The sequence below is a fragment of the Mesorhizobium waimense genome, from assembly GCF_003601975.1.
In the GTDB taxonomy this organism is placed as follows: Bacteria; Pseudomonadota; Alphaproteobacteria; order Rhizobiales; family Rhizobiaceae; genus Mesorhizobium; species Mesorhizobium waimense.
Window position 1 is genome coordinate 22,941 of record NZ_QZWZ01000062.1, and the last position, 7,777, is coordinate 30,717.

Here is a 7,777-nt window from a genome sequence, read left to right on the forward strand (position 1 = left end):
TCCGTAGGCGCCGTTATGATAGATCAGCGCAGGACCGGGCTCTCCGCTCATCACATGGCGGACGCTGCCGAGGATCAACGCATGGCTGTGGCGAATGATAGTATCCTCGACCGTGCAATCGACTGCGGCAAGCGCGTTCAAGTGCCAGTGCGCCGGTCGCAAGAGCAGACCAGGCCGCTACGGCAGGCAAGCCAGAACCACACCAACCGCAACGAGCAAACCAGGATCTGTCTAAACCACGATGTCTTCCACGGTGACGCAGTGCCACGTGAAGGCCACGAAAGCCGCGTCGTCGTGACTAAATGCCGAGCATCTTCTTGGCTTCGTTGAGCGCAGCCTCTGATCCTGCATGATCGCCGGCGGCATGCAATTTTTCGCCTTGGGCACGCAGTTCTTTGACCTTGGTCATGTCGGCCTCCGCAAGGGTCGCGGTCGGCAACGCCGCATCAATCGCGGCCATGATGGTCGGGCATGAATTCGCAAAGGCGGCTGCTGGGATGACCGACAAGAAAAGCGCAAGAGAAATTGAACGTAACATAGCTGTTCCTCCCTGCCGGCCCCGGAAGGCATAGCATCGACGACCGGCACGCCAATAATATAGGGCAGCACCCGCTACGGCAATCACCATGCTGGAACGCAGGCCTCATTTCTGAAGGACTCGCGCCTGCTCGATCAATTTCTTCATGGTTGCAAGGTCGGTTGCGCCCGGGAAAATCTGGTCGTCGACGACGAAGCCCGGCGTTCCGCTGATTTTCAGCGCCTGATTAGTTTCGCATTCTTGTCTATCGCCGCCTGGATATCCGGGTGCTGCATATCGGTCCCGGCTGCAAACACGGAACACCGCAGCCGCCTCGCATCATCAAACACCTATTCTACCAGCCTATGTCGTCTCACCGGCTGGTCGGCATTGGAGCACAATAGACCGGTATGGTTCCAATATTGTTTGGTAGTGATGTGGCTTCGTTAGGCTCGCACTTTATCAATACACGATCGACGCCCGCTGAAGCAGCCTGTGCCGCGACACCGACCGCGAAAGCCGCTCGGAACAACAACGTATCATGCCGGTGGTCCGCAGGCTGGGAATAAGCAAGTCTGGCGACGGCGGCACAAAGCACCATCCGACGGACCGGCTACTCCTTGCGAATTGCTACATTAGTAGTATCTAATATGAGTATTCGTGGTCGTGCAGGAGCCGACCGAAGCCTGGGCAGTAGTTGATGCTGATCGTGAACGTGCCGGCGGATTTCGCTAACCAATGCCTCATCGGCCGAATGGTTCGCGGCAAGGTGCAATCAACAAACGAGTCCTGAAATCTTGATAGGCGGACGAGCGAGAATGCCCTGTCGCGCTCTAGGGAAGGAGACCGCAAGCCATGCACACTATCAGGATGCTCACCGCCGCCATGCTTTTTCTCCCCGGTCTGGCCTCCGCGGCCGACTTACCGCAATTGGACGAACGGCAACTGGTGATGCCGGTCAGCCACGGTATTTCGCTGGCCGACCAGTCGACCGTCAACCGCTGCAACTCGGCAATCGCAGAATGGGCCGCGCAATACAATCCGGTTGCCGTCGAGACCAGCCTGACCGAGCCGGTGCGCCGACGCGCTGGCGGTGTGCGGATTGCAACGCTGTTCGTCGCGATCGACTACCTGCGCAAAGGTGGCATCGAGCCGCGCTCGGCGACCATCGCCTGCACGGTGGCGGCGGACGGCCAGGTCAGTGTTGAACTTAAGGAAGGATAGAATCGGCGCAGATTGTCGTCCTGCGCCCGTGAACGCGCCATAAGCCACCCGCCGGTGGAGGCGCAGCGCGTGGCGCGGCGCACCTCCGCTGTGATCATCGGCGCAAGCTTGAAAAGCCGTCGGTTAGCCGTCGTTGCGGGATTGCGAGGCCAATGCCCGCGTCAGGCACCCGTGCGAGGCTTCTTATTCATAGGTGGCCTTGGCGCTTTGGGTTTCGCATCCGGCTCCCCCGCAGGTTGCGGATTTGCGGCTTCCTGAGCTATCCGCGCTTCGCGCAAACGGGCCGTCTTAGCTTCGCGCGCCTTGCGCTCCAAGTCTATTATCTCTTGGGCTACCCGTTTGGCTCTAGCGTCTCGATCCGAGTCGATCCTTGTCGCCACGTCAGCCCTCCGCCTTGAAGTTCTTGGCTTCCTTCTCGGCTTTGGCCTTGCCGTGCTTTTCAGCAAGATCCTTAGCCTGCTGAGGCGAAACGTCTGTGATTTCCGCTAAATGCATTGCCTCCTTGTCAGAGAGGCGGTTGTCCTTCTTGCCTTGTTTGGTAGCCATGTATGAATCTCCTCGTTGTTGGAGACCTAACGGGCTGGAGGTTAGAGCGTTCCTTTGGAACGCTCTGCCGTCTTGGACATTGCTTGGAAGCAGGAGGTGCCCCATGCCCAATTTCCGCTTTGAGATCGTCGGCTTCGGCAAGACCACGACATTGGAGGAAGAGCTTCCCAGCGCCGACCTGGCCAGCCCAAGAGCGATTGAGATGGCTCACGCCGTCCTGTTGGAAGGAGACTCAACCGGGGCCGGTCAGTCGGGCTCGATTATCAAGGTTTACGATGAGACAGGCTATCTGGTCGCCACCGTCAATTTTTCCGACGTAGTGCGTGATAATTCCGAGCTGCGATCTCGCAGCAGCAATCCGCCCACCGAAGAGCCGGGTGTGATGCGGTCTGGTTGATTAGTGTCAAACAGCTAGGCATGTCAGCCACCCGTCTTGAGGGTGCGACGTTGTTTTCTGCGTTCGATGCTCCGGGCGTTTCGACGAGCAACTCTCAGTTCGACAAGCGTCGGTTGCCACCAGCCCCTCGAACGTTCGTTTGGTCCTGGCGGACTTCGCGCGGGCCACGTCCTGAGCAATTCGGCAAGTGTGGCCGAACGCCACCTGCCCCAAACGTAGTCGACGTTTGCGCGCATCGCGATTGGATATGAAGCGGTCAACTCTAACGGATCAACGAGTTCACCGGACACTTCGATGAAAACGACAATGCCGTATTGCTCTGTCGCAACTGGCCGGCCAAGAGGGGGTAAATCTTCAGCTGGCAGTGGATAGCGATGACGGCGACGTTCGGCGTTCCGCTGTCGAGCGGCCTTGGAAGCTCCAGACTCTCTGGCGGCCTCTCGTCGTCGCTTCCTCTCCTGGGGTTCGGCATGTCGGGCAGCCTTTTCGATTCTTGCCCATCTGTGACGTAGCTCTTCATACGAACGGAATGGCAGCCGCCAGGCCCGCAATTCGTCGTCCCAACTTGCCCACGGAACTGCCCGCAGCTCCTCGAGCACGATCTTCGAATAGGGCGTGCGAACACGTAGGTCGTCCGAAACCTCCAAGTATGGGCTCGATATCGGATCGAAGGCGAAGGCATCACGTCCCTTGCTGTCCCCGTGGATGGCCAACCTCTCTGCCTCTTGCGCCAACCAGCGGTCGATCCTGCGGCTGGCCGTCTTTCCCGGGACGAACCAGCTCTTGCGCTCATCGCTCCACCTCGCTCGCGTAAAAGCCTGTCGAAATCGCTCGACGGCCATTCTATCGAACGAAAAACGCGCTTCGGCACCGGGAGCGTCCTGTTTCTGCGGCACGGGATTAGCGTCCGATTTTTCCGCCATGCGCCATCAATCATCTGTTTGCGTACAGAAACGTTCGGCAACCCTTTAAGGTTCATGGCGTGAAGCGGGACGCGCCAGACCCGAACCGCTCCTTCTGGAACATAGGGCGCGAACGACCGTTTTGCATTTGGGTAAACCAAGGAGGTTATTGACCATGGACTGGAACCGCGTTGAGGGAAACTGGAAGCAGGTCAAAGGCAAGGTCAAGGAGCAGTGGGGCAAGCTCACTGATGACGATCTGGACCGCATCGCCGGCAAGCGCGACCAACTCGAAGGCAAGATCCAGGAACGTTACGGGATTGAAAAGGATCGCGTGCGTCGGGATATCGACGACTGGTATACCCGACAAGGCTGGTAGAATTGCCTTTCGGCAATCGATGGGGCGCTGTCGCGTGGCAGCGCCTTTCTTTTGAGGGGTGCCACACCCAACCCACCCACACTACGCGTTCGATCAGCGTCCCCCTGATAGATCGAGCACTTTCTTATGTTGGGCGAAGGGCGGCCAGCTAGGGCCGGAGGCCAAGCTGGGCTGACTTCCAGCAGGCGGACGATTGCCGGGACGAAACCAGTTTTCGGAAACGTTGATGGAACGGGTAACGCTCGAGATCTGACGCCCAATACCGGCGCCAGTGAGCAAAGACCCTTCGGCCAGCGCGACACCGCGCGCGAGACGCCATGGAGACCGGAAATGTCCGCCGCCTATATCAACCGGATCGCGACAGCGGTTCCGGAACACGAGGTTCATCAATTCTATCTGCGGTTCGCGGCTTCGATGCTCGCTGCCAATCGCCGGAGAGTCTTCGAACGCATGGCCGGGCTTGCCGGCATCGAGAGCCGCTATTCCTGCTTTGCACCCGCCATCGATCCCGAAGGACCGTCTGTCGATCTCGCGGCGACTTTCATGCGCGGCGCTTTTCCGGGAACGGCAGCTCGAATGGCGATGTTTTGCGAAGCCGCACCCGTCTTGGCACAAAAGGGCGTCGACGGATTGCAGCTCGGCGGAGACGCATCGCGCCTTACCCACCTCATCGTCACCACTTGCACCGGCTTTTCCGCGCCGGGGATCGACCTCGACCTGGTCGCGCGCTGCGCCCTGCCGGACGGCATCGAACGCACGATGATCGGGTTCATGGGCTGCTACGCGGCGATCAATGGCCTCAAGCTTGCCCGCCATATCGTCCGCTCCGACCCGCGCGCGAAGGTCCTTCTGGTCAATATCGAGCTCTGCACCTTGCATCTCAGCGAAACCACTGAACTGGAAAAGCTGCTGTCGTTCTGCCTTTGGGGCGATGGCTGCGCGGCCGCACTTGTCACCGGCGAGCCCCCCGGCATCGAGCTCAACAGCTTCTATTGCGCAGTCACGGACGAGCGGCGGAACCTGATGAGCTGGGATATCCGTGACCACGGCTTCGACATGGTTCTTTCCGGCCAGGTGCCGGCGGCGATCCATGATGCGCTGCTGAGCAATCAGAACGCCATCCTCGGCGGCCGGCCGCCGGACGCGATCGACCTCTGGGCCGTGCACCCCGGCGGACGTTCGGTTCTCGACGCTGTCGAAAGAGCGTTGAAACTTGCGCCCGCCGCGCTCACGCCGTCGCGCGAGGTGCTGCGCCGATACGGCAACATGTCGTCGGCGACCGTGATGTTCGTGCTGCAAGAGATGCTGAAGGCGCCGGCGGGCCTCCTCGGCTGCGGCATGTCGTTCGGACCTGGATTGACGGCCGAAACCATGCTTTTTCGAACAGTGTCATGAACGCGCTCAGCCACCGCAGCCTGGTCCCAGAAATCCTTGACGGGCTTGCGGCCGACGATCCGCGGGCGCTCGCCTCGCGCCGCGATCTCCGTCGCATCAACGCGCTGATGTTCCAGGCGCGGATCATGGCGTCATTGCTGAAGAAATTCGTGCCGAAGCCGCCACGCCGCATTCTGGAGATCGGGGCCGGCGACGGCACCTTTATGCTCGCCGTGGCGCGGCGCATCGCTAGGCATTGGCCTCACGTCGAACTGACGCTGCTCGATCGCGTCGGCCTGGTCACCAACGAGCTCTCGACCGAATTCGAGAGGCTGGGATGGAGCGTCGAAGGTATCACGGCCGACGTCTTCGACTGGGCGGAAAGGGCCGAAGGCGGGCGCATCGACGCAATCACCGTGAACCTTTTCCTGCATCATTTCGACGACGCCGAGCTGGTGCGTCTGTTTTCGCTGCTGGCGCCGAAAGCCCCGTTGACCCTGGCGACCGAACCGCTAAGGGCAATGTCGGCGCTCGCCGCGGCCCGGCTTCTTCCGGCGATCGGCGCAAACGACGTCACCCGACATGATGCGGCCCAAAGCGTGCGCGCCGGCTTTCGCGACCGCGAGCTATCTGCTCTCTGGCTTGCGGCTAATGGCAAGCCGCTGAAGGAGGGGCGCGTCGGTCCCTTTTCGCACGTCTTCGTCGGCGCCAGCACCAATTCCGGTAGTGACCCATGACGCGATTGTCGACTTACGATGCGATCGTCATCGGCGCCGGACCGGCAGGAACCTCCGTCGCGCTGACGTTGGCCCGGCGCGGATGGGCTGTGGCGATTGTGGAAAAGAGTGCGTTCCCGCGCCGTAAAGTCTGCGGAGAATACATCTCGGCGAGTAACATCTCGCTGCTCGGCCGCCTGGAGGTGGGCGATGCCTGGCGCGCCAAAGCCGGCCCCGAAATCCACCGCGTCGGCTTCTTTTCCGGCGAGACCTGCGTCGAGGCGCCGATGCCGCGTGCAAAATATGGGCCCACTGCAAAGGACGGCTTCGGCCGGGCGCTGGGCCGTGACGTTCTCGACACTCTGCTCTTGCAGGCGGCGCGGTCGGCGGGCGCCGAAATCTTCCAGCCTTGCCGAGCGGTCGCCACCGACCGGGATGGGGACATGCAAGCGGTGCGCATTCAGGCGAGGGATCAGAATTCCGGCGACGAGACGACGACGTTGCGTGCGCCGGTGATCGTCGCCGCGCACGGCTCCTGGGAGCCGGGACCGCTGCCAAGCCAGCTTGAGAAGGCGAGCCGTCCGTCGGACCTGCTCGGCTTCAAGGCGCATTTCACAGGCTCGTTGCTCGCGCCCGATCTGATGCCGCTGCTCACCTTTCCCGGCGGCTATGGCGGCATGGTTTTGGCCGATCACGGCCGGCTGTCGATCTCGTGCTGCATAAGGCGCGACATGCTGGCGCGGCTGCGCAGGAACCATGGTTCCGGGCATGATAGCCCCGAACAGGATGGTCATGTGTCGGCCGCGGACGCGGTCTTCCGTCACCTCACGGCTTCTTGCCGGGGCGTGAGCGATGCTCTGGATGGAGCCTACCTCGACGGTCCGTGGCTTGCCGCGGGTCCAATCCGGCCTGGCATCCGCTCCTGCTACGAACGGGATATCTTCCGCGTTGGCAATGCCGCAGGCGAGTCGCATCCGATCATCGCCGAAGGCATCTCAATGGCGCTTCAGTCCGGCTGGCTGCTGGCCACGGAACTCGCGGACGCGCCAAGCGGCCGGGTAGGGCGCGAAGCTGCCGGCAGACGCTACCAAGCGGCCTGGAGAGGATTGTTTTCGAGGCGGGTCTACGCAGCTGCAGTCATCGCCGGAATGGCCCTCGGTCCAGCCGGCCCTGCCTTGATGGGAGCGGCTGTCCGCAATTTTCCGCAAGCCCTGACACTGGGCGCACATATGAGCGGCAAGACGAGGCCGATCCCCGGTCTTACATGACCGGCGCTGCGGCGCTCGCCTCCGCTCTAGCATCACACTATTGAACATTCCGCAGGAACCAGCGTGTTCGGCCGTGACAGCTCACCAAAAGTAATGCCCTCGCTCCATGCGGGTCATTCTTCCGACGGTCCCGATCTCGGTGATCTGGTCTCTTGGGCAAGCACGAGCAAGGTTTCAAGGGTTACCGCCACGCCGGACATAAGCACGGCGATATCGTCTTCACGCGCCAGCGTGAGTTCGCCAGCCCTGTTCTGCAAGGTGACGCTAAGCTCCTTCAATTTCAATCGCAGGTCGTCGTCCATGTCATTTCTCCAACCATGTCTGATTGTAAGCGCGAATTTCCCCGCACCTTTTGCTGTTGAGCGCTCTGATGCATGAGGTGTCCACCAAAATAGGTGGACACCAAGTGATGGAAGAAGATGAGCAGAAACTGCGGGTGAGGCTTGTCGGTCGG

General features: G+C 61.1%; 11 protein-coding genes. 6 read left to right on the forward strand and 5 right to left on the reverse strand.

The window, feature by feature from the left end; genetic code table 11:
- Positions 1 to 298: 298 nt before the first annotated feature.
- Together D3227_RS36225 and D3227_RS36230 are read right to left on the reverse strand one after the other, a co-directional pair.
- On the reverse strand, positions 299 to 538 hold the full coding sequence (locus D3227_RS36225) for a hypothetical protein (protein ID WP_120018912.1): 240 nt from the start codon (positions 536 to 538) through the stop codon (positions 299 to 301).
- Positions 539 to 643: 105 nt separating this feature from the next.
- On the reverse strand, positions 644 to 841 hold the full coding sequence (locus D3227_RS36230) for a thioredoxin domain-containing protein (RefSeq protein ID WP_245452072.1): 198 nt from the start codon (positions 839 to 841) through the stop codon (positions 644 to 646).
- A gap of 531 nt (positions 842 to 1,372) precedes the next feature.
- On the opposite strand from D3227_RS36230, the gene D3227_RS36235 reads away from it, so the two are divergent.
- Positions 1,373 to 1,741, forward strand: coding sequence for a hypothetical protein (locus tag D3227_RS36235; RefSeq protein WP_120018913.1), 369 nt, complete (start codon positions 1,373 to 1,375; stop codon positions 1,739 to 1,741).
- A 381-nt stretch (positions 1,742 to 2,122) separates the two neighbouring features.
- Here the strand turns inward: D3227_RS36235 and D3227_RS42030 are convergent, their stop codons facing one another.
- A complete protein-coding gene (locus tag D3227_RS42030) occupies positions 2,123 to 2,287 on the reverse strand; it encodes a hypothetical protein (RefSeq protein WP_167481014.1) in 165 nt (54 codons plus the stop codon).
- A 103-nt stretch (positions 2,288 to 2,390) separates the two neighbouring features.
- On the opposite strand from D3227_RS42030, the gene D3227_RS36250 reads away from it, so the two are divergent.
- The gene (locus D3227_RS36250) at positions 2,391 to 2,684 is read left to right on the forward strand and encodes a hypothetical protein (RefSeq protein WP_120018916.1); all 294 of its coding nucleotides are present in this window, start codon (positions 2,391 to 2,393) and stop codon (positions 2,682 to 2,684) included.
- A 23-nt stretch (positions 2,685 to 2,707) separates the two neighbouring features.
- Here D3227_RS36250 and D3227_RS44555 read toward each other — a convergent pair whose 3' ends face one another.
- Positions 2,708 to 3,607, reverse strand: a complete 900-nt coding sequence (locus D3227_RS44555) for a hypothetical protein (protein ID WP_120018917.1) — start codon at positions 3,605 to 3,607, stop codon at positions 2,708 to 2,710.
- A 154-nt stretch (positions 3,608 to 3,761) separates the two neighbouring features.
- Here D3227_RS44555 and D3227_RS36260 point away from each other — a divergent pair, with 154 nt between their 5' ends.
- The 4 genes from D3227_RS36260 to D3227_RS36275 all read left to right on the forward strand — a co-directional run bounded on the left by D3227_RS36260 (position 3,762) and on the right by D3227_RS36275 (position 7,323).
- Positions 3,762 to 3,965 (forward strand): CsbD family protein, encoded by a 204-nt coding sequence (locus D3227_RS36260; protein ID WP_120018918.1) that lies wholly within the window; start codon positions 3,762 to 3,764, stop codon positions 3,963 to 3,965.
- Between the two features lie 330 nt (positions 3,966 to 4,295).
- Positions 4,296 to 5,360 (forward strand): type III polyketide synthase, encoded by a 1,065-nt coding sequence (locus D3227_RS36265; protein WP_120018919.1) that lies wholly within the window; start codon positions 4,296 to 4,298, stop codon positions 5,358 to 5,360.
- On the forward strand, positions 5,357 to 6,076 hold the full coding sequence (locus D3227_RS36270; RefSeq protein ID WP_120018920.1) for a methyltransferase domain-containing protein: 720 nt from the start codon (positions 5,357 to 5,359) through the stop codon (positions 6,074 to 6,076). Before D3227_RS36265 ends, D3227_RS36270 begins: the two co-directional genes overlap by 4 nt.
- Entirely contained in the window at positions 6,073 to 7,323 is a 1,251-nt protein-coding gene (locus D3227_RS36275) for an NAD(P)/FAD-dependent oxidoreductase (protein WP_120018921.1), read from the forward strand. Before D3227_RS36270 ends, D3227_RS36275 begins: the two co-directional genes overlap by 4 nt.
- A 113-nt stretch (positions 7,324 to 7,436) precedes the next feature.
- Here D3227_RS36275 and D3227_RS36280 read toward each other — a convergent pair whose 3' ends face one another.
- Positions 7,437 to 7,625 (reverse strand): hypothetical protein, encoded by a 189-nt coding sequence (locus D3227_RS36280; RefSeq protein ID WP_120018922.1) that lies wholly within the window; start codon positions 7,623 to 7,625, stop codon positions 7,437 to 7,439.
- Positions 7,626 to 7,777: the final 152 nt, after the last annotated feature.

Bases quoted from the DNA above. Each gene is read 5' to 3' on its own strand.
- D3227_RS36225 (WP_120018912.1), bottom strand. From the start codon at position 538: ATGTTACGTTCAATTTCTCTTGCGCTTTTCTTGTCGGTCATCCCAGCA.
- D3227_RS36235 (WP_120018913.1), top strand. From the start codon at position 1,373: ATGCACACTATCAGGATGCTCACCGCCGCCATGCTTTTTCTCCCCGGT.
- D3227_RS42030 (WP_167481014.1), bottom strand. From the start codon at position 2,287: ATGGCTACCAAACAAGGCAAGAAGGACAACCGCCTCTCTGACAAGGAG.
- D3227_RS36250 (WP_120018916.1), top strand. From the start codon at position 2,391: ATGCCCAATTTCCGCTTTGAGATCGTCGGCTTCGGCAAGACCACGACA.
- D3227_RS44555 (WP_120018917.1), bottom strand. From the start codon at position 3,607: ATGGCGGAAAAATCGGACGCTAATCCCGTGCCGCAGAAACAGGACGCT.
- D3227_RS36260 (WP_120018918.1), top strand. From the start codon at position 3,762: ATGGACTGGAACCGCGTTGAGGGAAACTGGAAGCAGGTCAAAGGCAAG.
- D3227_RS36265 (WP_120018919.1), top strand. From the start codon at position 4,296: ATGTCCGCCGCCTATATCAACCGGATCGCGACAGCGGTTCCGGAACAC.
- D3227_RS36270 (WP_120018920.1), top strand. From the start codon at position 5,357: ATGAACGCGCTCAGCCACCGCAGCCTGGTCCCAGAAATCCTTGACGGG.
- D3227_RS36275 (WP_120018921.1), top strand. From the start codon at position 6,073: ATGACGCGATTGTCGACTTACGATGCGATCGTCATCGGCGCCGGACCG.
- D3227_RS36280 (WP_120018922.1), bottom strand. From the start codon at position 7,625: ATGGACGACGACCTGCGATTGAAATTGAAGGAGCTTAGCGTCACCTTG.